Raw genomic sequence first — 22792 nt, 5'->3', positions numbered from 1 at the left:
CGACCAGGACCAGATGCCAGACGTTCACAACCGAGGGTCGGGTGCGGACGCACACCGGCTCGCCCCCGCCGCACCGGACGAGGAGTACGTCTACGGTGCCTGTAGCCCCGGTTGGCACAGCGCCGCCGACCGGAGCCACGCCCTCGCCGACTGGATCGCCGTCGCCCGCGCCAACGACATCGAGCGCGTCTGCTCGCTCCTCCCCGGGGACCAGTCGCCCGGCGACCCCGAGACCGACGGGTACGCGGACGTGTTCGGCGAGGACAACGTGCTCCACGCCCCGATCCCGGACGGGCGGCTCGCCTGTCCGGCCCTCCTGAAACGGGAAGTGCTGCCGTTCCTCGACGACGCCGTCGAGGCGGACGAACGGGTCGTCGTCCACTGTCTCGACGGGATGGGCCGCACCGGCCAGGTGCTCGCCGCCTGGCTCGCCCACGACCGCGACTACGCGCCCGAGGCGGCCATCGAGGCCGTCGAGGAGACCGGTCGACAGCCCCGAGAGCCCGTCCGCGAGGGCAACGCCTCCGAGCAGGAACTGCGCGACCTGCTGACGGTCGTCCGCTGAGCGGTCGTCCGCTGATCGCCGTCCGCTGAATGGACCGCTGCGGTCGCGCGCGGACCGACAGCCTCCTGTTCGTCCCGGGAGCCGTCCGTATCCTTATGTCCGATGGCGCACAACTCCGGAGCGATGACGACGATCAAGGACAGCGTCCACGACCACATCGCGGTCGAGGGCGTCGCGGCGGCGCTGCTGGACACGCCGCCCGTCCAGCGGCTCCGGCGGATCAAGCAGCTCGGCACCGTCACCTTCGTCTACCCCTCCGCCAACCACACACGCTTCGAGCATTCGCTGGGCGTCTACCACCTCGCCAACGAGGCGCTCGCCCACCTGGGCATCGAGGGGCGTCAGGCCGAACGGGTGCGAGCGGCGGCGATGCTCCACGACGTGGGTCACGCCCCCTACAGCCACAACGTCGAGGACATCATCCACCGCCGGACCGGCAAGTACCACGACGACGTCCACGACCTCATCGACAGCGGTCCCGTCGCCCGTGCGCTGACCGACCACGACCTCGACCCCGCGGCCGTGGCCGACCTCGTGGCGGGCGACGGGGAACTCGGCCAGATCGTCTCGGGCGAACTCGACGTCGACCGGATGGACTACCTCGTCCGCGACGCACACCACACGGGCGTCCCCTACGGGACCATCGACGCCGAGCGGCTGGTGCGGGCGCTGCGGTTCGTCGACGGCGACCTCGTTCTCGACGAGGGCAACGTCCAGACCGCCGAGAGCCTCCTGCTCGCCCGGGCGCTGATGAACCCGACCGTCTACAGCCACCACGTCGCCCGCATCGCCAAGGCGATGCTCCGGCGGGCGACCCAGCGGCTGCTCGTCCACACCGACACCGACGCCGCGCAACTCCGGCGGATGGACGACTGCGAGCTGCGCGTGGCCCTCCGGGAGTGCGAGGCGACCGCCGCGCTCGCCCACCGGCTCGACCGTCGGGACCTGTACAAACGCGGCGTCTGGGCGGAGATGGAGGCGGTGCCAGAGGCGCTGCTCGACGCCGACCAGGAGGCGATCCACGACCACGAGCGGGCGGTCGCCGAGGCGGCCAACGTCGACCCCGACGCCGTGATCCTCGACGTGCCCGACCGTCCCTCGATGAAGGAGTCGTCGAGTCGCGTCCTCGTGAACGGCGAGGTGCGCCGGCTGAGCGAGCAGTCGACGCTGGTCAACGCCCTGCGGGCCGCCCAGCGCGACCAGTGGCGGCTGGGCGTCTACGCGCCCGTCGAGAGCGCCGAACGGGTCGGCAACGCCGCCGTCCGGACGCTCGGGCTCGACCTCGACGACACCAGGGTCCGGGACGTGCGCCCCGGCGTCCACGCCACGCTCGACGAGTTCAACTGAGGCCCCGGCCGCCCGCGGATCCGTCCCCGTCGGGGCGCCCCGACGGCTTTAACTGGCGCCTCGGGAGAGTCCCAACAATGAGTTCCACCACGTTCGAGGGGCGGATCCTCCGCGGGCGGGAGTTCGAGCCCGTCGAGGGCCGCGTCGTCGTCGAGGACGGCGAGATCGCCGCCATCGAGGAGGTCTCGACCCACAGCGACGACATCGTCCTCCCGGCGTTCGTCAACGCTCACACCCACATCGGCGACTCCATCGCCAAGGAGGCCGGCGGCGGCCTCTCGCTGGAGGAACTGGTCGCGCCGCCGGACGGCCTGAAACACCGGCTGCTCCGGCAAGCCAGCCAGGACGAGAAGGTCGAGGCGATGCGGCGGTCGCTGCGGTTCATGGTCGATTCCGGGACGGCGGCCTGCATCGAGTTCCGCGAGGGCGGCGTCGAGGGCGTCGAGGCCTTCGAGCGGGCCGCTCACGGGCTGCCGATCGACCCGATGGTCATGGGCCGCGAGACGGTCGAGGCGATGGAGGCGGCCGACGGGTTCGGCGCCAGCGGCGCCAACGACGCCGACTTCTCCCGCGAGCGCAATGCGACCGCCCGCGCCGGCAAGCCCTTCGGCATCCACGCCGGCGAGGTCGACGCCTCCGACATCAACCCCGCGCTCGATCTCGACCCCGACTTCCTCGTCCACATGGTCCACGCCGAGGAGCTCCACCTCGACCGCGTGGCCGACAGCGAGATCCCGGTCGCCGTCTGCCCCCGCTCGAATCTCGTCACCGACGTGGGCTTTCCCCCGATCGCCGAGCTGCTGGAGCGGACGACCGTCGCGCTCGGGACGGACAACGTCTTCCTCAACAGCCCGTCGATGTTCCGCGAGATGGAGTTCGCCGCGAAACTCGCCGACGTGAGCGCCCGCGACGTGCTGCGGATGGCGACGGTCAACGGCGCCGAGATCGCCGACCGGAACTGCGGACTGGTCGAGCCCGGTCGCGACGCGAAATTGCTCGTCCTCGACGGCGACACCGACAACCTCGCCGGCGCGCAGGACCCCGTCCGCGCGGTCGTCCGCCGGGCCGGCGTCTCGGACGTGGCCGACGTGTACCTGGCCGAGCCCTGATCGGTGGGTCCGGGGCTCGAACGCGCGTCGCTCTCGGCCGCTTGGAGATTCAGGCAGTGTTTTGACTCGCGTCACAGGCGTAGGTGATCTCGCAATGTCCCTTTCGGAGACTGTCTCAAAGATCGACCGGCTGAGCGACGAACAGCGCGACTGCATCGAGAACTGCAACGAGGCCGCCGAGGTCTGCGAGTGGTGCGCCGACGAGTGCCTCGGCGACGCCGACATGGAGGAGTGCGCCCGCCTCTGTCGCGACGTGGCCGATCTCACGTCGATGCACGCCCGGTTCATGGCCCGCGACTCGCGGTTCAGCAGCGACCTCGCCGAAACCTGCGCCGACGCCTGCGAGGCCTGCGCCGAGGAGTGCAGCCAGCACGACGCCGACCACTGCCAGGTCTGCGCCGACGTGCTGCGGGAGTGCGCGGAGTCCTGCCGCAACATGGCCGGCGCCTGACCGAGCGACCGCGAACCGTCGCTCGCCCCTTTCTCTCCCCGTTTCCCGTCCGTCCCCCGTCCGTTCCCCGTATCCGATTCGTTCGCCGACCCCGGCCCTGCCGAAGGGTTATCCCGCCGCGAGTGGTAACAACACGCATGGGGATGTACGACACGATCCTGCTGCCGACGGACGGCTCGGCGGGCATCGAGCGGGTGGTCGACCACGCGGGGGAGCTGGCCCGGGTCCACGACGCGACGATCCGGGCGCTGTACGTCGTCGACGCGACGAGCTTCACGGGGTTACCGATGGAGACCTCCTGGGACGGCGTCCGGCAGGTGCTCGAATCGGAGGGGGAGACGGCGCTCGAAGGCGTCCAGCGGTTGGCGCCCGAGGACGTGGCCGTCGAGACGGTGACGGTCGAGGGGACGCCCAGCACCGAGATCGTCCGGTACACGCGCGAGCGACCGGTCGACGTGGTAGTGATGGGGACCCACGGCCGCGGCGGGATCGACCGCCTGCTGCTCGGGAGCGTCGCCGAGCGTGTCGTCCGCAAGTCGGCCGTGCCCGTCGTGACGATTCCGGTCAGCGAGAGCGCGAGCGACTCCGAGGAGGTCGTCGAAGCCGACGCCGACCCGGCTGCCGGCCTCGAGAGTTCCTGAAACGGCCGGGTGGGCCGATCGCCCGTCTCCCACTCACTCCTCGACCGGTCGCAGGTGCTCGCAGTCGCCGGCGGCGACGGTGACCCGCTCGTCGCCGGTGTCGACGACGAGCGTTCCCGGGAACTCGATATCGACGGCGTCGCCCACGACCTCGCCGCCGGGGGTGTCGACCCGCACCCGCTTGCCCAGCGTCGTCGCGTACTCCCGCCAGGCGGGGATCACCGACTCCGGGTCCCCGCGCAACTCGTCGAACTCCTCCAGCACGCGCTGGGTGAACAGCCGGCGGTCGACGGTCCCCGCCTCGGCCGAAAGCGTCGCCGGCCGCGCCTCGCTCGGCAGGTCGTCGGGGTCGACGTTGGCGTTGATCCCCATCCCGACGATGACCCACGAGACCCGGTCGGCCTCGCCTTCCATCTCGGTGAGTATCCCGGAGAGCTTCCGCTCGATTTCGTCGCCCTGGGCGTCCTCGCCCGGGACGACCACGTCGTTGGGCCACTTGATCCGCGCGTCGACGCCGGCCTCGCGGGCGGCCCGCGCGACGGCGACGGCGGCCGCGAGCGTGAACGCGGGTACCCGAGCGGGCGGCACGTCCGGGCGAACCAGGACGCTCAGCCAGACCCCGCCGCTGGGCGAGGACCACTCGCGGTCGAGGCGCCCCCGGCCGCCGGTCTGCTCGTCGGCGAGGACGGCCACGTCGGCGCGACCCTCGTCCGCGAGGTCGCGAGCGCGGGCGTTCGTGCTCGGGATCGAGTCGTGGAACTCCACGTCGAAGGGCGCGTCCAGCCCGTACTCGACGGCGTCGCCGCCGAACTCCGGGACCTCGACGAGCGTGTAGCCGTCGCCCTGGCTCGCGATGCCGAACCCCTCCTCGCGCAGCGCCTCGACGTGCTTCCAGACGGCCGCACGCGACACGTCCAGCCGCTCGGCCAGTTCCGGCCCGGTGACCGGTCCCTCGGTCAGCGCCTCGAGGACCCGCTCGCGCGTCTCCTGCATGGCGGTCCCTCTCTCGGGAGCGACCGTAAGTGGTCCGGAGCCGGCGGGCGCGTCCGGCTCGGCCGACCGCCCCGCGACCACCGGACCCGTCAGTTCGCGCGCCGGACGAACGCGGCGACGGTCCCGACCTGGATCGCCGCGACGAGACTCGCCAGCACCGGGCCGCCGACCGGCGCGCTCGCCGAGAGGAAGGTCGCGAGCCCGAGGACGACCACGACGCCCGCCAGCGCCCAGCCGTGGCCGGTCGCCAGCCGCCAGCTCCGCGCGAAGGCGTCGGGGATCGACCGCCCCTCGACCAGCAGCGCCGGGAGCGCGACCAGGTGGACGACGACGTAGAAGTACAGCGCGACGAACGGAATCCCGACGAGCACCGGCACGTCGACGCTGGGGGCCAGCGCCCGGAGGAGCGCGAACGCGCCGAAGACGAGCCCGTAGCGGGCCGTCGCCGCCGGCGTCGGCTCGGCGTCGAGCAGCGTCGCGAACCCGTAGACGCCCGCCGCCGCGAGCGCCGCGGCCCGGAACAGCTCCAGCGCCGCGATCCACGCGAGCCAGGGCCGGGTCAGCGAGACGAGCGCCGACAGCGGCGTCGAGACGCCCGCGGGGACGCTCACCATGGCCCCGTAGTGGACCGTCACGCGGCCGGCGGTGATTCCCTCGAAGGCGGCGACCGGGACGGGGTCGGCCAGCCGGACCCAGTCGACGACGGCGACGGCCAGTCCCGCCAGGACCATCGCCAGGAGGACGCTCGGGTTCCGACGCACGCGGCCGAGCCCCTCGCGGAGCAGGCCGGTTCCGGTGAGCGGTGCCCGGTCCTCGCGTTCGACCGTCCGACCGGTCGCGTAGCCGCCGTCGGTCTCGGTGGCCGACTCCCCGGCGGTCGGCGCCTCGGAACCATCGGCGGCCGGCGCGTCTCCGTCGTCGCTCACGCTTCCTCCAGCGCGTAGAGGTTCACGTTCTCGGCGACGTAGACGGCGTCGTCGACGATCGCGGCGGGCGAACACGGCGTCGATCCGGGGCCGAACAGCCAGCGGACGGACCCGTCGGCCGGGTCGAGACCCGCGAGCGCGCCGTCGGCGGTCGGCACCGCTACCAGCCCGTCGGCGGCCGCCGGGAGGAAGGCCTCGCTCTCGACATCGACGCCGTCGGCGACCCAGCGGACCGACCCGTCGGCGGCGTCGAGCGCACAGAGCCGGGCCGTCGGTTCGGTCCCGGGTTCCCCGCCACCCGCGCTCGACGGTGCGGGACGGCGGGCGTAGACCGTCCCGCCGCCGACGGCGAGCGGTCCCGCCGGCACGTCCTCACCCTCGCTCTCGAAGGTGGCTTCCCAGTCGACCTCGCCGTCCGCGTCGAGCGCCCGGATCCAGCTCTGGCCGCTGACGAACAGGTGGTCCGGCGTCGCGGTCAGGTACATCGGCGACCCGGGGAACCGCTCCCGGACGGTGGCGTGGTCGCCGGTCGCCAGGTCGTAGGCCCGAACGCCGTCCTCGGGGCCGACGACGTACGCGGTACCGTCGCGGACGGCCGGGCGCGTGGCCGTGAGTTCCTCGTCGCTCGTCCACCGAACGGTGCCGCTGCTGCCGTCGACCGCCGCGAGGGTACCGCGGAAGTACGTCACCAGCGTATCGCCGACCGCGACCGGCGGGGGTGTCGTGCTCCTGCCGAAGTGGACGCTCGTGTAGCTGTCCGACGCCGCCTCGGGCGACGCCGTCCACCGGGGCTCGTCCGCGTCGGTCCAGGCGTCGACCTCGCTACCGCCGAACCACCCGTCCGATCCGCCGCCGGCGCTCGGAAACCCGTCGAGTCGGGCCGGATCGGCCATCGGCGCCGACAGCGCCGCGACCGTCCGGCCCCGGTAGGCACGGCCGGACGCGACCGCCGGGGCGGTCCGGGCCGGGCGCCGAACCCCCGAGAGCAGGTCGCCGTCGCTCGCCGACACGGCGACCAGTTGGGCGCTCCCGGAGGCACCCCTAGTTTCGGATGGACCCACGGCGTAGACCACGTCGTCGGCGAGGACAGGCGTCGGTGAGTGGATCGGTTCGAACGTGGAACGGATGGTGTGGTGCCAGCGGACGTTGATGCCGTCGGTCGGCGGGTCGGCCTCGGGCGCGTAGGCCGTGCCGCCGGGGTCGCGAGCGGCCATCGGCCAGCCGCTCGCTCCGCCGACCGCCGTCTGTGCGCCCGCCGCAGTCCGGAGGGACCGCCGCGCGAGGGCGCCGCCGCCCAGCAGCGCGCCCGCCGCGCCGCCGCTCGCGAGCAGCTGCCGTCTGGAGAGCGAATCGTCGGGGACCATCTACCGGATCGCTTCAGCCAGCAATCATAAGTCTTGTACTCTCCAGTACCGTCTCGCCCGCGACGGGCGGCCCGGTCGCGTGCGCCGCGCAGTCCGGGCGACCTCGCCGCTCACTCGGACTCGGCGAGCCGTTCCCCGTCGGTTTCGCGGTCGGCGGTCGACTCGTCGACCGGGTCCGTATCGATCCCGAGTTCGGTCGCCGCGCAGTCGAGACAGTAGTAGTTCTCCTCGCCGTCGGTCGCCGTCAGCGCGAGGCCGGCGACGACGAACTCCTCGCGATAGCGGCGACAGAGCCCGCGGTCGACGGTCTCCCCGCAGACGACGCAGGGTTCGTCGACCGCCTCCGACGGGCGGACCGTCCGGCGTTCGACCGCGGGGACGCGGCCGAACCGCGAGCGGGCGTACGACCGCTCGAACCGCGGGTTGACCGCGACGCCGGCGACGACGGCGACGACCGAGAGCGCCAGCACGACCAGCGCCGGCGGGAGCGAGAACAGCGTCCCGCCAGCGGCCCGGGCCGCGACGACGGCGACGCCGGTCAGTCCCAGCCAGACGAGCAGCCAGCCGGCGACCCCGTTCAGCAGGGCCGACACCTCGTCGGCGAGCGAGACCAGCGATCCCCCGTCGTCGGCCACGGTTTCAGTCCAGCACGAACATCGTGTCGCCCATGTCGACCGAGTCGCCCTCGGAGACGGCGACGGCGGTCACGGTGCCGGCGCTCTCGGCGACGATGTCGTTCTCCATCTTCATCGCCTCCAGCACGCAGAGCACGTCCCCCGCCGCCACCTCGTCGCCCTCCGCGACGTTGACTTCGAGGATGGTGCCCTGCATCTCCGCGGTGACCTCCTCGCCCTCGGCGGAGACGCCGCCGGAGTCGCCGCCGCTCGACCCGCCGCCACCGCCCGGCTGTGGCCGCTGGGCCTGCTGGCCGCCGCCACCGGCACCGTCGCCGCCGGTCGGGATGGCCGGTGCGCCCCGTTCCTCCAGTTCGACCTCGAAGCGCTTGCCGTTGACCTCGACGGTGAACTCCCGCTCGACGACCTCCTCCTCGTCGTCGCCGCCCGCCGATTCGGTGCCCCACTTCTCCTGGGCGGCCTCGATGCGCTCGGGATCCAGCTCGTCGTCGAGGTACTTCGTGGTGTGCCGTCCTTCGAGGAACGGCTCGTCGGTGAGCATCATGCGGTGGAACGGGATGATCGTCGGGAAGCCCTCGACGGTGTAGTCGGCCAGGGCGCGCTTGCCGCGGGCGATGCACTCGGCGCGGTCCTCGCCGTGGGTGATGAGCTTCGCGACCATCGAGTCGTAGTCGGTCACGAGGTCGTCGCCCTGGCGGTGGGCGTCGTCGACGCGGACGCCGATGCCGCCCGGCGGGTCGTACACCTCGTACTCGCCGCCCGTCGCGGGCGCGAAGTCGTTCGCGGCGTTCTCGGCGTTGATCCGGAACTCCATGGCGTGGCCCTCCAGTTCCACCTCGTCCTGTTCGAAGGCCAACTCTTCACCGGCGGCGACCCGGATCTGCCACTTCACGAGGTCGATGTCCGTCAGCTCCTCCGTGACGGTGTGCTCGACCTGGATGCGCGTGTTGACTTCGAGGAAGAAGAAGTCCGTGTCGGCGTCGAGCAGCCCCTCCTCGTTGCGGTCCTCGTCCTCGACGAGGAACTCGAAGGTGCCGGCGTTGTAGTAGTCGCCGGCGTCGGCGCCCCGTCGGGCCGCCTCCCGGATCTGCTCGCGGAGTTCGTCGGTCAGCGCCGGACTCGGCCCCTCCTCGATGACCTTCTGCTGGCGCCGCTGGAGCGAGCAGTCCCGCTCGCCGACGTGGCGGACGTTGCCGTGCTTGTCGGCGATGATCTGCACCTCGACGTGGCGGGCGTTGTCGAGGAACCGTTCGAGGTAGACCGAGGCGTTCGAGAAGTACGCCTCGCCCTCGCGCTGGGCGGTCTCCAGCGCTTCCTCGGCGTCCTCGGGGCTCTCGACGACTTCCTGGCCCATGCCGCCGCCCCCGCCCTCGGCCTTGATCAGGACCGGGAAGCCGTGTTCCTCGCCGAATTCGACCACCTGTTCGGGGTCCTCGACGGACTCGGTGGTGCCGGGGACGATGGGCACGTCGGCCTCCTGCATCACCTGGCGGGCGTGGGTCTTCTCGCCCAGCCGCTCCATCGCCTCGCTGGCGGGGCCGATCCAGGTGATCCCGTCGGTCTCCTCGACGTGGGCGGCGAAGTCGGCGTTCTCGGCCATGAACCCGTAGCCGGGGTGGACGGCGTCGGCGTCGGCCTTCTTCGCGGCCTCGATGACGGCCTCCCCGTCGTTGTAGGAGTCGGCCGCGCGGGCGGGGCCGATGTTGTACGCCTCGTCGGCGTAGCGGACGAAGCCGGCGTGCTTGTCGGCCTCGCTGTAGACGGCGACCGTCCCGACGCCGAGCTCCTCGCAGGCGCGCATCACGCGGACGGCGATCTCGCCGCGGTTCGCGACGAGGACCTTCTCGAACATACCGTCCTGTACCGGGCGTCACCCTTTAAATCTAATCGGGAGTGGCCCGGCCGCGTCGCCGAAGCGCGGCCGGCCGTCCGGGTAAACGTTATTGGGCCGCTGGCCGTCCGGACAGCCAGTGACCGACAGCGGACGGATCGCCCGCACCGACGACGGGCTGGCGCAGGTGCTCGACGCCGACGGCCGGGTCCGCGAGGGCGCGACCGTCCCCGACCTCGCCGACGACGAACTGCTCGCGATGTTCCGCGAGATGAAACTCGCCCGCCACCTCGACGAGCGGGCCGTCTCCCTCCAGCGGCAGGGTCGGATGGGAACCTACCCGCCGCTGGCCGGCCAGGAGGCCGCGCAGGTCGCCTCGACGCACGCGCTCCGCGAGGACGACTGGATCGTCGACCAGTACCGCGAACACGGCGCGGTCGCGGTGCGGGGGCTCGAACCGGAGTACCTGCTGTACTGGATGGGCCACGAGGTCGGCAACGCGTGGCTCGCCGGCAAGCACGTCTTCCCCCTCAACATCTCCATCGCCAGCCACCTCCCCCACGCCACCGGGATGGCCTGGGCCGCCCGGTTGCAGGGCGACGACTGCGTCGTCTGCTGTCACTTCGGCGACGGCGCGACGAGCGAGGGCGACTTCCACGAAGCCCTCAATTTCGCCGGCGTCTTCGACGCGCCCGCTCTCTTCTTCTGTAACAACAACCAGTACGCCATCTCCGTCCCGCGCGAGCGCCAGACCGCCAGCGCGACCATCGCCGAAAAGGCCGACGCCTACGGCTTCGCCGGCGTTCGCGTCGACGGGATGGACCCGCTGGCCGTCTACCAGGTGACGAAAGAGGCGGTGGAGAAGGCCCGCGACCCCGGCGCCGAGCAGCTGCGGCCGACGCTGATCGAGGCGGAGATGTACCGCTTCGGCGCCCACACGACCGCCGACGACCCCTCGCGGTACCGCACCGACGAGGAGGTCGAACGCTGGCGCGAACGGGACCCGATCCCGCGGATGGAGACCTTCCTCCGCGAGCGCGGCCTGCTCGACGACGAGCGGGTCGAAGCCATCGAGGCGGAGAATCGAGAGCTAGTGGCCGACCTCATCGAGGCCGCCGAGGCCTACGAGCCCGAGGTGGACGAGTGGTTCGATCACGCCTACGACGAACCGGCGCCACGGGTTCAGGAGCAGCGGGAGTATCTTCGGGACCTGCGCGACCGTCACGGCGACGAGGCGCTGTTGCGCGACGAGTAGTTGGAACCGTGATTTGTGGTGAATGGCAGGCGCTGAAAGCCCTCGGCCCGCTCGTCAGCAACTTGAGTTACCGCTGAAGAAAGTGACCGACGAAAGCCCTCGACGCGCTCGCGGTCGCTGTCTCTGAAAATCGGAGATTTTCAGGATGACGAGAGAGCTTCGCTCTCTCGAACCAAGGCGACATATCCGCGCTCTCCGCACCGCCCGCGCGGATAGGGGTCGCTCAGGCGACTCCCGGCGCGAGCGCGCCTCGCCCTTTCAGTCCGCCAGGGACGGCAGCAGCACAGACCGGCACAGCACCGCAAACGGCCACGAGCCTCCCCAGCCGATTCGCTCGCTCCCGCTGGTCGCTCCCTCATCCCTCGCGCGGCTCCGTCGCGCGCATGAAAGCGCGCTCCAGCGCGCGCCACCACACAGCCACCTCTCACCTGTATCGCTCGTGCCACCGCGGGCCCACACCGTTTAGTGAGGCCCGGTGCCAGTTCCCGCATGGACAGCGTGTCGGTGGTGGCGGCGTGACGGGCGTCTACGAGTACGCGCTGGGCGAGGCTGCTGACGACCTCCACCCGAACGTGCGCGAGCGGTACGCGCTCGGCCCCGACGACGCGTTCGCGACCGTGGGTCGCGGCCTGATGGATATCACGCGCGGCGCGGTCGCGCTACCCGTGCTGTACGCGATGCCGCTCCGGAACCTCCTGTTCCCGGAGTCGGGCGAGAACGTGCCGTTCTCGGTGACGACGGTCGGCTGGCGCGACCCCGCGGGCTACGAGGCGCTGACGACCCGGCGGGAGTTCGACTTCGACGGGAAACTCCGGAAGTTCGACTCGACGACCGTCTGGGACGCCGAGCGCGAACGCCTGTTCGACTTCCTCGGGACCGGCGGTCACGTCGTCTCGGAGCTCCACCCGCGCGTCGAGGACGGCGTCCTCGTCGTCGAGGGCGGCAAGCAGTGGACCCGCGTCGGCGGCCGCTACCTGCCGACGCCGGGCCCGCTCGGGGTCGACGTGACGGTCCGGGACCGCTACGACGAGACCGACGAGCAGTTCCACGTGACCGCGACCGTCGAGAGCGGGCTCGTGGGGCACGTCCTGAGTTACCGCGGGTCGTTCACACAGGAACGACGGGAGATGGAGCGGGTGCCCGACGACCTGAAGCCCGTAACCGGGATCGACCCGCTACCGCCATGAGCGGCGCGGAGTCGGGCGAGGAGGACGGGACCGAAGACGGTCCTGCGACGGAGGCGGACCCGTTCGCGCGCCTCGCCGCCGGCGTCTCGCTCGCCGACCTGAGCGCCGTCTTCGGCGCGGGCCTGTGGGTCGTCCTCGCCGCCGCCGGCGGGCTCTCGGGGGTCGAGCGCGCGCTCGCACTGGCGCCGCTGGTGGTCGTCCCGCTGGGCGTCGGGCTGGCCGCGGGCGGGGAGTTCGCCGGACTGTCGGGTCGACTGCTCGGTGCCGCCGTGGCGTTCCTGCCCGTCGGCGCGGCGCTGATGGCCCTCTCGCTCGTGGTCGACGCGGGACCGGTCGCCGCGGGACTGGCGGCGCCGTGGGTGTTCGTGACGAGCCTGCTCGCGCTCGCCGGCGTCTCGCGGGCGGTCGACCGTGGGACGATCCGACCGCTACACGTCGCGCTCGTCGACGCCGGCCTCGCCTACGCGCCGGTCGCCGCCGTCGCGCTCGTGCTCTCCCATCTCGGGATCACCTTCTGGTTCGACCCGACGATCGTCCTGCTGACCGCGGTTCACTTCCACTTCGCCGGGTTCGCGCTGCCCGTCCTTGCGGGCGTGACGGGCCGACACCTCGGCGGCTTCGAGGGCGCGGCGCGCATCGTCGCGGGCGTGATCCTGGTCGGGCCGGCGATAATCGCCGTCGGTATCTCCTTCTCGCCGCTCGTGGAGGTCGTCGCCGTCGGCGCGTTCACGCTCGCCGTCGCGGCGTTCGGCCTGTTGACCCTCGTCCGCGCCGTCCCGTCGCTGGACGCGGCCCCCGCCATGCTCGTGGGAGTGTCAGCGCTCGCGCTCCCGGCATCGATGGTGCTGGCGCTCGGCTACGGCGTCGCGGCGTTCTCGGGGACGAATCCGCTCGGGCTGAGCATTGGCCGGATGGTGACGCTGCACGGGTCGCTGAACGCCTACGGGTTCGCGCTGTGTGGCGTCCTCGGGTGGCGGTTCGTCGACGGCCGAGCCCACGAATAGCTCCCGGTCACTCCGTGAGAAACGTACTCCGTCCGAGGTCGGACGGATCCGGAACCAGAGACGCCAACTCGTCGACTCTCGCGGCGAGTGCGTGACTGTCCGTCGCGTTGTCGGGGTAGTAGAGGACAGTCACGTCCGGGTACGCCGACTCGTCTAAGAAGTCGTCGTCGTTGGTGAGGAGCAGTCGGTTCCGCTCCTGTGCGAACCGGGCCACACGTTCGTCGGCGCTTCCGGCACCCGGTCGGTCCGAGACGTGGACCGCGTCGATCCCGAACTCGTCGAGGTGCTCGGCGGTTCTCTCCGGGACGTTCTCGTCACACAGCACCCGGTAGCTCATTCCCGGCCGTCTCTGATCTCGTCGAGCGTCTTCGCACCGCGTTCCCGTGCCGACGCCTCGCGTTCGCGGCGTCGGTCCCGCACTGCGTCCATCTCGTCGGGGTGGTCGTGGTAGTACGTCAGCGCGCGGTACACGTCGGCGACCGGCAGGTCGTACTCGTCGGCGACCGCTTTCGGACCGCGGTCCGCACCTTCCACCCGTTCGACGACCTGTAACACCGTGATACGACGCCCTTCGATGTGCGGTTCGTCGTGGATCGCCGACTCCTCGCCGGGGACGATCCGGCCGGTCGCCTGTGCCATGGGTGGCAGTAGCGCGTATTCGTATTTGAATGTACGGCTGCCGACCCCGAAGCTAGCCTGAGGCGAGCGATCGCACGCTCTCGGCCGACGCCGTCCCGTTCACGCCCGGCGGGACGACGCGGACCGACTCGTTGGTCCCCGTCGCCGCGGCGCCCTCGACGAACGTCTCGTTGCCGGCGAAGACCGTGACCGTCTCGGGCGCGACGCGCTCGGTCGCGAACGTCAGCGAGGAGTTCGCGGCCCGGCGGTCGGTGAACCGGTCGAACGCGGCGGCGAACTCGTCGGCCTCCGTCCGATTCTCCCAGCGGAGCGTCCACGCGACCGCCGTCGCGTCCCCGTCGGGCGAGACGAGGGAGAGACTCCGGTCGTTGTCCCAGCCGTCGGCCGCGGCGTCGGCGACCGGGCGGTCGAGTTCCAGCCGCAGGAGTTCGCGGACGAACAGTTCGCCGCGCCGGTCGGCGTCGGAGGGGTAGTGGCCCGGCACGGTTTGCCAGCTCTCACCGGGCGGCGAAACCGTCAGGTTCCCGAGCGAGACGTTCCGGTCGGGGTGGAGGACCGCTTCGGTGGTCTCGGGCGGGCTCGACAGGACCGGTTCGAGTTCGCTCGGCGAACTCACGCGCGAGCGGACGTACTCGGCTCCAGCGAGGTAGCGGGCGGTGAACAACCGGAGCGCGTTGTCGGTGTGCTCGTAGATCTGTCGGTTACGCTGGAGGCCGACTATCCCCTCTTGGTCGAACCGATCGGCGTACGCCGCGACGGTGTACTCCGCGGCGCCCTCGCCGACGCTGTAGGCCGCGACCCCTTCGTCGTAGGGGACGCTGGCCATCCCGGTCGGATACCAGCGCTGTTGCTGGTGGACGATGTGTGCGAACTCGTGAACGAGAACCGTCTCCGCGGCCTCGGAGCCCTCGTCCAGAAACACCTCCGTGCCGGCGGTGGCCTGCCCGCCCACCTCGACGGTCCCCGTCAGGCCGAACGCCCGAAAGAACGGCTCGTCGAACGCGGCGGCCTCCCTCGCGTCCCCGTCCCCGACGACGACCGTCGGCCGGTCGGCGTCGACACCGTGGAGCCGTTCGACCCGCTCGAAGACCAGGGTGGCGTTTATCGTGCGGTTTCCACCGACGGTGACGACGTGGTCCTCGCCCGCGGCGGGCGTCGCAGTGGCGGTCGGATCCGACGCTCCGGGTGTCCCAGCGGCCGCCGTCTCGGTCACTGCGGCCGACCCGTCTCCCGCCGTCGCAGTCGGCGTCGGCGATTCGGCCCCGCCGCCGAGGGAGCTACACCCGGCGGTCGCGGCGAGCAGTCCCAGACAGACGACGATCAGCGCGTGTCTCGCGTGGTCCATGTGAGCGCTCCCGCGCCCCACCCGACCGGTGACCGAGACCCACCACGGAACCGGGGCGCAGTGTCGGAAGTGTCAACTGAAAATATCTGAACCTTGCGGTTAGCCGCTCGCGGTCGGTCCGACCCGACGACGCTCCGGCGGAACGGCCGCGCCGGGTCCTACAGCGGGATGTTGCCGTGTTTCCGGTCGGGGTGGTCCTTCCGCTTGGAACGCAGCGTCTCCAGGTCGCCGATCAGCCGCGAGCGGGTCTCGGGCGGTTCCAGCACGTCGTCGACGTAGCCCCGTTCGGCCGCCGTGTAGGGGTTGGCGAACTCCTCGCGGTACTCGTCGATGAGTTCCTGGCGTTTCTCCTCGACCTGTTCCGCGGCGTCGAGCTCGTCGTCGTAGAGGATGTTGACGGCGCCTTCCGGGCCCATGACGGCGATCTCGGCGGTGGGCCAGGCGTAGTTCACGTCGCTACCGACGTGCTTGGAGGACATCACGTCGTAGGCGCCGCCGTACGCCTTACGGGTGATGACGGTCATCAGCGGCACCGTCGCTTCGGAGTAGGCGTACAGCAGTTTCGCGCCGTGCTTGATGATGCCGCCCTTCTCCTGGTCCTTGCCCGGCATGAACCCGGGCACGTCGACGAACGTCAGGAGGGGGATGTTGAACGCGTCGCAGAAGCGGACGAACCGCGAGCCCTTCAGCGAGGAGTCGATGTCGAGGGTCCCGGCGTTGACCCGGGGTTGGTTGGCGACGACGCCGATCGCGTGGCCGTCGAGGCGGGCGAAGCCGGTGAGGAGGTTCCGCGCGTAGCGCTCGGCGACCTCGAAGAACGAATCCTCGTCGACGACGCCGTCGATCACGCGGTGCATGTCGTAGGGCTTCTGGGGGGCCTGCGGGACCACCTCTCGGAGATCCTCGTCGGCGCGGTCGGGGTCGTCCCACGGCTCGACGCGCGGCGGGTCCTCGGCGTTGTTCGCGGGCAGGTACGAGAGCAGATAGCGGATGTCGTCCAGGGCCTCCTCCTCGGCGGCGGGCGCGAAGTGGGCGACGCCCGAGTCGCCGGTGTGGGTCGCGGCCCCGCCGAGTTCGTCGAAGGTCACCTCCTCGCCGGTGACCGTCTCGATCACGTCCGGGCCGGTGATGAACATGTGGCTGGTCTCCTCGACCATGAAGATGAAGTCCGTGATGGCCGGGGAGTAGACCGCGCCGCCGGCGCACGGCCCCATGATGGCCGAAATTTGGGGCACGACGCCCGATGCGAGCTGGTTGCGGTGGAAGATGTCGGCGTACCCCGCCAGCGCGTCGACCCCCTCCTGGATGCGGGCGCCCGCCGAGTCGTTGAGGCCGACGATTGGCGCGCCGGTGTCCATCGCCTTGTCCATGACCTTGCAGACCTTCTGGGCGAAGGCTTCGCCGAGCGAGCCGCCGAGGACGGTGAAGTCGTGGGCGAACACGAAGACGGTGCGGCCGTCGACCTCGCCGTAGCCGGTGACGACGCCGTCGCCGGGGAACTCCTTGTCGGCCATGTCGAACTTCGTCGAGCGGTGCTCGCGCAGGGCGTCGATCTCGACGAAGCTATCGTCGTCGAGGAAGTAGTCGATGCGCTCGCGGGCGGTCATCTTGCCGCGGTCGTGCTGGGCCTGGATCCGCTCGTCGCCGCCGCCCTTCCGGGCCGACTCCTTGCGCTCGCGCAGGTCCTCGATGTCTTCCTCGCGGGTCACGGGCGACCACCGCGAGGCGCTGTCGAGTGGATCATGGAGGTACATCGTGAGTCCGGCAAAAAAGCGTTGCCCGGGTGACCGCCGTCACGCGTTCTCTGCGAACCGGAATCTTGATATTTCATTCACTCTCGCAGACAAGATATGGGTACGACGGTTCGACGGGTCGCGCTGGTCGCCATAGTGGGGGCGCTGGCGGTGACCGCGGGGTGTACGGATGTGATCGGACAGGACGGGGCGACCGCGACGCCAGTGGGGACCGACGCGCCAACAGCGACCGACGCCGCGGCGACGCCGACCGAGGCCGTGACGGCGGCGACCGCGACCGGAACGACGGAGACGATGCGGACCGCCACCGAACCGACGGAGACGGTACGGACCCCGACCGCGACGGCCACGTCCACCGCACCGAGTTTCCCGGACGAACACGTCGGCCGACTTCGGGCGGCCGGCAACGTGACGGTGCGGACCACGACCGATCGGACCGTCGAGGACGGCGACCCGACCGCCACACAGACCCAGTCCCGGGACGTGCGGATCGACTTCGAGAGCGGTCGCGTGTACTCGCAGTTCGAACCGATCCTCGGGGGCGGCCGGGATCGGTACCGCAACGAGAGCGGCGCGACGTTCACCCGGTTCGGCCCAGGAAACTTCCTCGGTCCCGAACGAAGCACGCCGCTCGATCCCGTGGCGCTGGTGAACGTCACCGCCCCCGACGCCGACGCGCTCGAACGGCACGGCACGGGGACGGTCGACGGGGTAAACGGGACCGTCTACACGGTCGACTCGATCGACGCCTTCGGCGACGGCTACGGCGACCTCGACCCGGAGAACGTCTCCGCGTTCGACCTGACGTTCGTGGTCGACGACGGATACGTGTCCTACCAGCGGGTGAACGTCACGCTCGCGACTGAGTTCGGGACCGTCTCGTACAGTAGCCGGCGACGGTTCGTCGACGTGGGGTCGACGACCGTCCCGGAGCCCGACTGGCTGAGTCGGGCGCGGCCCGGCGGCGCCGGGCCCAATCCCGACGACCTAGAGACCGAGACCTACGAGGCGACCGGCGAGGACGGTCAGGTGGAACTCGACGTGACCGCACCGAACGCCGACTTCGGCGAGTACGCGGCCGTCGGTCCGGTTGTCAGCGAGAATCCGATGTTCCGGAACGACTTCCTGAACCGCTATCGCGTCGGCGAAATCGCGCGGTACTACTTCAGGCCCGACACCATCGAGTCGGTCACGATCCGGGTCCGCTACGACGACGACGCCGTCGACGACGCCAACGAGTCGACGCTCAGACTCGTCGTGCGGAACGCGACGACACAGACGCTCGAACCGGTCGATTCGACGGTCGACACCGCCAACGACACGGTCTCGGCGACGCTCACCAGCGAGGCGGCTCTCGACGAGTATCAGGGCCGGACCTTCCTCGCGCTGCGGTGGCCCCAGTACGTGTCCGGGCTGCGCGAACGGTTCGGCGGGACGGACTCCAGCCCGAACTCGCTGGCCCGTCCGGAACGCGAAATCGGCGGAGTTTAGACGCCGCCGCTACTGCGACCGGACGTGAAGAACGTCACGGCCCGCCAGTCGAACCCCTTCGGCTTCTCGCCGCCGTGCGAGCCGTTCGTCGCCGGGTACGGCGACGTCAACGCCGACTTCCACGTGATCGGCGACCACCCCGGCGTTCACGGCGGGGCCGAATCGGGCTACCCGTTCACCGAGTTCGACGCGAGCGAGCGCCTCCAGCGCGCGCTCGCCGAGGGCGGCCTGCTCGCCGAGACCGGCGCACCTCCGGTCGTCGAGAAGACCTACTTCTCGTATCTCTACCCCTGCGTGCCGGAGGGCGTGCCGAGCGCCCAGGACTACGCGGACCTGGAGAACATCTTCGACTCGGAGATCCGGGCGATCACCGCCCACGTCCTCCTGCCCGTCGGCGAGCGCGCGACGCGGCACGTCTTCGCGAACATGACCGCTCGCCCGCCCGAGGAGGTCGACCTGGACGCCCAGCACGCCACGGAGATCCCCGGCAGCGGCTGGCTCGTCGTCCCGCTCAAAGACCCCGCGCAGTGGTCCGGGGAGGACGAGCGGGCGCTGGTCGAGGCGCTCGTGGAACTTCGACAGCGCGACTACGTCCGCCGGGCGGACCTGGGGCGATTCTTGCCGGACGACGACCCGTACATGGTGCGGTAGGCGAGGCGCCCGAGATCACCTGAGAGCGGCCGTGGAGCCGACCACCGGCTCAGAACGGCGCGAAGAAGGCGGCGTCTTCCGCCAGGAAGAGGGACCCGATACCGAGCCGGAGCGTCACGATGATCCCGCCGAGGACGATAAGCCGGAGCGTCCACAGCCAGACCGTCGCGAGCCCGTCCGAGCCGGGGCTGCCCTCGCGCAGTTCCGCGACTGCGTCCCGGCCGAGGACCCACCCGACGAACACGACGACGAGCAGCACGGACAGCGGGAGGAGCAGTTTGTAGGCTATCGCGTCGAACCAGACGAACCACGCCGAGAAGCCGCCGGGCTCGCCCGTGTCGAGCGCCGACGGGAGGCCGAGGAGGAACAGGACCACGCCGGCGCCGACCGCGAGCGTCGGCCGCGAGGCGTCGGTGTTGTCGGTGGCGTAGGAGACGGCGACTTCGAGCAGACTGATCGCCGAGGACAGCGCCGCGAGCGCGACGACGCCGAAGAAGACGACTCCGAGGAGCCGCCCCGCCGGGAGCGACGCGAACGCCGCGGCCATCGCCTCGAACAGCGCCGTCGGGCCGCTGGTCGCCGGGTCGATCCCCTCGGCGAAGAGGATCGGGAACACGACGACGCCGGCGAGGACGCCGATGAGCGTGTTCGAGACGACGATGACGCCCCCGTCGACGGGGAGGCTGTCGTCCTCGCCGACGTAGGATGCGTAGGTGACCATGATCCCCATCCCCAGCGAGAGGGTGAAGAAGGCCTGGCCGACCGCGTCGGGGACGACCGTCCACGCGTTGTCGACCAGCGACCCCACGTCCGGCGAGAGGAAGTACGCGAGGCCGTCGGCGGCACCGCCGAGCGTCAGCGCCCACGCCGCCAGCGCGAGCATGAGGACGACGATCGAGGGGACCATCACCTTCGTCGCCTTCTCAATGCCGTTCTCGATGCCCATCGCGACGATACCGACGGCCATGGCGAGGAAGAGCAACTGTGCGGCGACCGCCTCGGGACCGGACGCGACCGCCGAGAGGTACGCGCCGGGGTCGTCGAAGTACGCGCCGGTGGCGCTCCCGAGGACGTACCGGAGGACCCACCCGCCGACGACGTTGTAATAGGAGAGGATCCAGAAGCCGGTGAACAGTGCGACCCCGCCGACGACCCGCCAGCCCGGTCCGCCCAGGTCCTCGAAGGCACCGACGACGTTGCGGCGGGTCCGCCGCCCGACGACGAACTCCGCGAGCAGCGCCGGGAAGCCGATGAGCGTGACGGCTATCAGGTAGAAGACGACGAAGGCGGCACCGCCGTTCGCGGCCGTCTTGAACGGGAACTGCCAGAGGTTCCCCAGGCCGACTGCGCTCCCGATCGCCGCGACGAGGAAGCCGACCCGCGTCGCCCACGTCTCTCGTTCGACCATACGGCCGATTTCGGCCGCTGCCCGTGAAAACGGCTACGACCGGAGACGATAAGTCCACTCCGGCCGACAGGAGAGACGCTATGCCCTCCCTACTGGAACGGCTGCTCGGCGACGGCGACACCGACGAAGGGATCGACCTCCAGAAGCGCGAAGACGAGGCCCACGAGGCCCTGCAGAACCGAATCACGCCGGAGACGTACGGCATCGACGACTGCGCGGTGACGGGCGTCGCGGTCGTCAACGAAGGCCCCGACGAGGAGCCGATTACCGTTCCCATCGCCCGCTTCTCGCTGGGCGAGGACGTGGAGTCGCCGGACCTGGACCTGGTCTGGGAACTCGCGAGCGAGGCGATCCGCGCCATGCAACCGGCCTTCGAGGAGGTGTTCGTCCGCCACTACGACGTGCAGTTCACCTTCGACGGCGACGAACTGTTCGAGGCCGAGGAGTGTCGACGGATGGCGGTCACGCCCGAACTCGCGGACCGCCTCGTCTCGGAGACGGGATTCGACGCCGCCGCGTTCAAGTCGGCGATGCTGGAAGCCGACGATATCGACGACCGCGTCGCGCCCGTCGCGTGGGGCGAGTGCGTCGACTACAGCGCCAGCGGCAACGCCGCCGTCGTCACCGGCGCGGCGGCCGCGGCAGCGGGCGCGAGCGCGGCGGGTGCGAGCTGTGCGGGCGCGGGTGCCGCGGGTGGCGCGGGCGGCTGTTAGCGCCCGATCGTCCGGTTTTTCGAGGGTGCTACGCCTCGCCGTACACCGGCACGGCCGCGCCGCTGGTGACGCTGGCGGCGTCCGAGCAGAGATAGAGGATGGTCTCGGCGATGTCCGACGGGTCGACCCACTTCTCGTGGTCGGCGTCGGGCATCATCTCGCGGTTCATCGGCGTGTCGATGACGCTCGGCATCACCGCGTTGGCACGCACCTCGCCGGGGTTCTCCTCGGCGATGGTCTCGGTCAAGATCCGCACGCCGGCCTTCGACGCGCGGTAGGGGCCGTCGCCCTCGCCGCCCTCCAGCGAGGAGCGCGCGGAGACGCTGACGATAGCGCCCTCGCCCGCCAGATCCGACTCGCGGAGGTGCGGGATCGCGTGTTTCGAGGCGAGGAACATCGTCTTCAGGTTCACGTCCATCAGGAAGTCGAAGGTGTCGGCCCCCGTCTCGTCGATGGGCGTGCCACCGCGCCAGGTGCCCGCGATATTGGCGAGCGCGTCGAGGCCGCCGTGGTCCTCGACCACGGCCGAGAGGGTGTCGGCCACGGCGTCTTCGTCGGTGAAGTCGCCCTGATAGAAGTCGATGCGGTCGCGGTCGGTGTCGAGTTCGAAGTCCTCGTCGTCCGGACCGATCACGTCGGCGCCGCAGACGGTCGCGCCGGCGTCGGCGAACGCCTCGCAGACTGCGCTGCCGAGCGTCCCGCCGGCGCCGGTCACGAGCACCACGCTGTCCCCGAAGTCGAAGTCGGCTGACATACCCGTCGGTTGGGGCCGGCGGCGGTTAAAGGTGGGTCGGCGGGCGCAAGGCCTACCGCCCGGGCGAGCGAACGCTCGCGCATGGACTGCATCGCGCATCGCGGTTTCGCCGGCGCAAATCCGGAAAACACCGTCGCGGCGGTCGAAGACGCCGCGACCCGCGCCGACGGCGTCGAGGTCGACGTGCGGGTCTGCGGCTCCGGCGAACTCGTCGTCCACCACGACGAGACGGTCGACCGGACGACCGACGGGAGCGGCCCCGTCGCGGCCCACACCGCTGCGGAACTGGCGGCGCTGTCGGTCGAGGGCTCGGAGGCGGGAGTGCCGACGTTCGAGGCGGTCGCGGCGGCGGTCCCCGAGGGAGTGACGCTGCACGCCGAGTTGAAGGAGCGCGGGACCGGCGAGCCCGTCGAGCGGGTCGTCGCCGACGCCGGCTGCGACGCCGTCGTCTCGTCGTTCGATCCGGAGGCGCTCACCGAGATCGAGGGGCTGCCCACCGCGCTCGTCCAGTGGGAGGGCGAAGGGCTGGTCTCCCGAGCGCGGAATCTCGGGTGTTCGTTCGTGCATCCGAACCTGGGGTCGTGCGACTCCTCGCTCGTCGAGCGCGCGCACGGCGCCGGACTGAGGGTCAACGCCTGGACCGTCACCGACGCGGAGGAGACGGCAGAGGCCCGCGAGGCGGGCGCCGACGGCGTGATAACGGACTTCCCCGACTGTTGCCCGTCCTGA

23 protein-coding genes are annotated in these 22792 nt (G+C 71.0%); 12 read left to right on the top strand and 11 right to left on the bottom strand.

The genetic code is table 11. The annotated features are described in order from the left end of the window. The first annotated feature begins 13 nt into the window (after window positions 1–13). From HZS54_RS22220 to HZS54_RS22200, 5 genes are all read left to right on the top strand, one after another. Entirely contained in the window at window positions 14–565 is a 552-nt protein-coding gene (locus HZS54_RS22220) for a protein-tyrosine phosphatase family protein (RefSeq protein WP_179919278.1), read from the top strand. Between the two features lie 123 nt (window positions 566–688). Then, a complete protein-coding gene (locus tag HZS54_RS22215) occupies window positions 689–1912 on the top strand; it encodes an HD domain-containing protein (RefSeq protein ID WP_179919277.1) in 1224 nt (407 codons plus the stop codon). A 77-nt stretch (window positions 1913–1989) separates the two neighbouring features. Further along, window positions 1990–3021, top strand: coding sequence for an amidohydrolase family protein (locus HZS54_RS22210; RefSeq protein WP_179919276.1), 1032 nt, complete (start codon window positions 1990–1992; stop codon window positions 3019–3021). 94 nt (window positions 3022–3115) lie between these two features. Then, window positions 3116–3472, top strand: a complete 357-nt coding sequence (locus HZS54_RS22205) for a four-helix bundle copper-binding protein (protein WP_179919275.1) — start codon at window positions 3116–3118, stop codon at window positions 3470–3472. 143 nt (window positions 3473–3615) lie between these two features. Continuing rightward, window positions 3616–4113, top strand: a complete 498-nt coding sequence (locus tag HZS54_RS22200) for a universal stress protein (protein ID WP_179923106.1) — start codon at window positions 3616–3618, stop codon at window positions 4111–4113. Between the two features lie 33 nt (window positions 4114–4146). Here the strand turns inward: HZS54_RS22200 and HZS54_RS22195 are convergent, their stop codons facing one another. The 5 genes from HZS54_RS22195 to HZS54_RS22175 form a co-directional block, all read right to left on the bottom strand. Beyond that, window positions 4147–5106 (bottom strand): biotin--[acetyl-CoA-carboxylase] ligase, encoded by a 960-nt coding sequence (locus HZS54_RS22195; protein WP_179919274.1) that lies wholly within the window; start codon window positions 5104–5106, stop codon window positions 4147–4149. A gap of 89 nt (window positions 5107–5195) precedes the next feature. After that, window positions 5196–6032 (bottom strand): hypothetical protein, encoded by an 837-nt coding sequence (locus tag HZS54_RS22190; protein WP_179919273.1) that lies wholly within the window; start codon window positions 6030–6032, stop codon window positions 5196–5198. Then, a complete protein-coding gene (locus tag HZS54_RS22185) occupies window positions 6029–7396 on the bottom strand; it encodes an outer membrane protein assembly factor BamB family protein (protein WP_179919272.1) in 1368 nt (455 codons plus the stop codon). Before HZS54_RS22185 ends, HZS54_RS22190 begins: the two co-directional genes overlap by 4 nt. A gap of 110 nt (window positions 7397–7506) precedes the next feature. Beyond that, complete coding sequence (locus tag HZS54_RS22180) at window positions 7507–8031, bottom strand: DUF8108 domain-containing protein (RefSeq protein ID WP_179919271.1); 525 nt, start codon at window positions 8029–8031, stop codon at window positions 7507–7509. A gap of 4 nt (window positions 8032–8035) precedes the next feature. Next, a complete protein-coding gene (locus HZS54_RS22175; RefSeq protein WP_179919270.1) occupies window positions 8036–9883 on the bottom strand; it encodes an acetyl/propionyl/methylcrotonyl-CoA carboxylase subunit alpha in 1848 nt (615 codons plus the stop codon). Between the two features lie 118 nt (window positions 9884–10001). Between HZS54_RS22175 and pdhA the strand changes: the two genes are divergently transcribed. From pdhA to HZS54_RS22160, 3 genes are all read left to right on the top strand, one after another. Further along, window positions 10002–11117, top strand: coding sequence for a pyruvate dehydrogenase (acetyl-transferring) E1 component subunit alpha (gene pdhA / locus HZS54_RS22170; RefSeq protein WP_343063073.1), 1116 nt, complete (start codon window positions 10002–10004; stop codon window positions 11115–11117). 515 nt (window positions 11118–11632) lie between these two features. Further along, a complete protein-coding gene (locus tag HZS54_RS22165; protein ID WP_179919269.1) occupies window positions 11633–12304 on the top strand; it encodes a DUF4166 domain-containing protein in 672 nt (223 codons plus the stop codon). After that, entirely contained in the window at window positions 12301–13308 is a 1008-nt protein-coding gene (locus HZS54_RS22160; protein WP_179919268.1) for a YndJ family protein, read from the top strand. The genes HZS54_RS22165 and HZS54_RS22160 overlap by 4 nt, the downstream gene beginning before the upstream one ends. 7 nt (window positions 13309–13315) lie before the next feature. Here the strand turns inward: HZS54_RS22160 and HZS54_RS22155 are convergent, their stop codons facing one another. From HZS54_RS22155 to HZS54_RS22140, 4 genes are all read right to left on the bottom strand, one after another. Further along, a complete protein-coding gene (locus HZS54_RS22155) occupies window positions 13316–13645 on the bottom strand; it encodes a DUF5615 family PIN-like protein (RefSeq protein ID WP_179919267.1) in 330 nt (109 codons plus the stop codon). Continuing rightward, window positions 13642–13947 carry a DUF433 domain-containing protein gene (locus HZS54_RS22150; RefSeq protein ID WP_179919266.1) on the bottom strand — a complete coding sequence of 102 codons (306 nt, stop codon included), beginning with the start codon at window positions 13945–13947 and terminating at the stop codon, window positions 13642–13644. Before HZS54_RS22150 ends, HZS54_RS22155 begins: the two co-directional genes overlap by 4 nt. 52 nt (window positions 13948–13999) lie before the next feature. Next, complete coding sequence (locus HZS54_RS22145; RefSeq protein WP_179919265.1) at window positions 14000–15292, bottom strand: hypothetical protein; 1293 nt, start codon at window positions 15290–15292, stop codon at window positions 14000–14002. Between the two features lie 158 nt (window positions 15293–15450). Continuing rightward, entirely contained in the window at window positions 15451–17046 is a 1596-nt protein-coding gene (locus tag HZS54_RS22140; RefSeq protein WP_425484353.1) for an acyl-CoA carboxylase subunit beta, read from the bottom strand. 96 nt (window positions 17047–17142) lie between these two features. On the opposite strand from HZS54_RS22140, the gene HZS54_RS22135 reads away from it, so the two are divergent. Next, the gene (locus tag HZS54_RS22135) at window positions 17143–18537 is read left to right on the top strand and encodes a DUF7537 family lipoprotein (RefSeq protein ID WP_179919264.1); all 1395 of its coding nucleotides are present in this window, start codon (window positions 17143–17145) and stop codon (window positions 18535–18537) included. Window positions 18538–18561: 24 nt separating this feature from the next. After that, on the top strand, window positions 18562–19188 hold the full coding sequence (locus HZS54_RS22130; protein WP_179919263.1) for a uracil-DNA glycosylase family protein: 627 nt from the start codon (window positions 18562–18564) through the stop codon (window positions 19186–19188). 49 nt (window positions 19189–19237) lie between these two features. Here the strand turns inward: HZS54_RS22130 and HZS54_RS22125 are convergent, their stop codons facing one another. After that, window positions 19238–20596: a sodium-dependent transporter gene (locus HZS54_RS22125; protein ID WP_179919262.1), complete on the bottom strand. Its 1359-nt coding sequence runs from the start codon at window positions 20594–20596 to the stop codon at window positions 19238–19240. An 80-nt stretch (window positions 20597–20676) separates the two neighbouring features. Here HZS54_RS22125 and HZS54_RS22120 point away from each other — a divergent pair, with 80 nt between their 5' ends. Further along, complete coding sequence (locus HZS54_RS22120) at window positions 20677–21309, top strand: hypothetical protein (protein ID WP_179919261.1); 633 nt, start codon at window positions 20677–20679, stop codon at window positions 21307–21309. Between the two features lie 28 nt (window positions 21310–21337). Here the strand turns inward: HZS54_RS22120 and HZS54_RS22115 are convergent, their stop codons facing one another. Next, window positions 21338–22063, bottom strand: coding sequence for an SDR family oxidoreductase (locus HZS54_RS22115; RefSeq protein ID WP_179919260.1), 726 nt, complete (start codon window positions 22061–22063; stop codon window positions 21338–21340). 81 nt (window positions 22064–22144) lie between these two features. Between HZS54_RS22115 and HZS54_RS22110 the strand changes: the two genes are divergently transcribed. After that, window positions 22145–22792, top strand: coding sequence for a glycerophosphodiester phosphodiesterase (locus tag HZS54_RS22110; protein WP_179919259.1), 648 nt, complete (start codon window positions 22145–22147; stop codon window positions 22790–22792).

It is taken from the genome of Halosimplex pelagicum, from assembly GCF_013415905.1.
In the GTDB taxonomy this organism is placed as follows: domain Archaea; phylum Halobacteriota; class Halobacteria; order Halobacteriales; family Haloarculaceae; genus Halosimplex; species Halosimplex pelagicum.
This window is presented reverse-complemented; position numbering and strand designations above follow the sequence as displayed.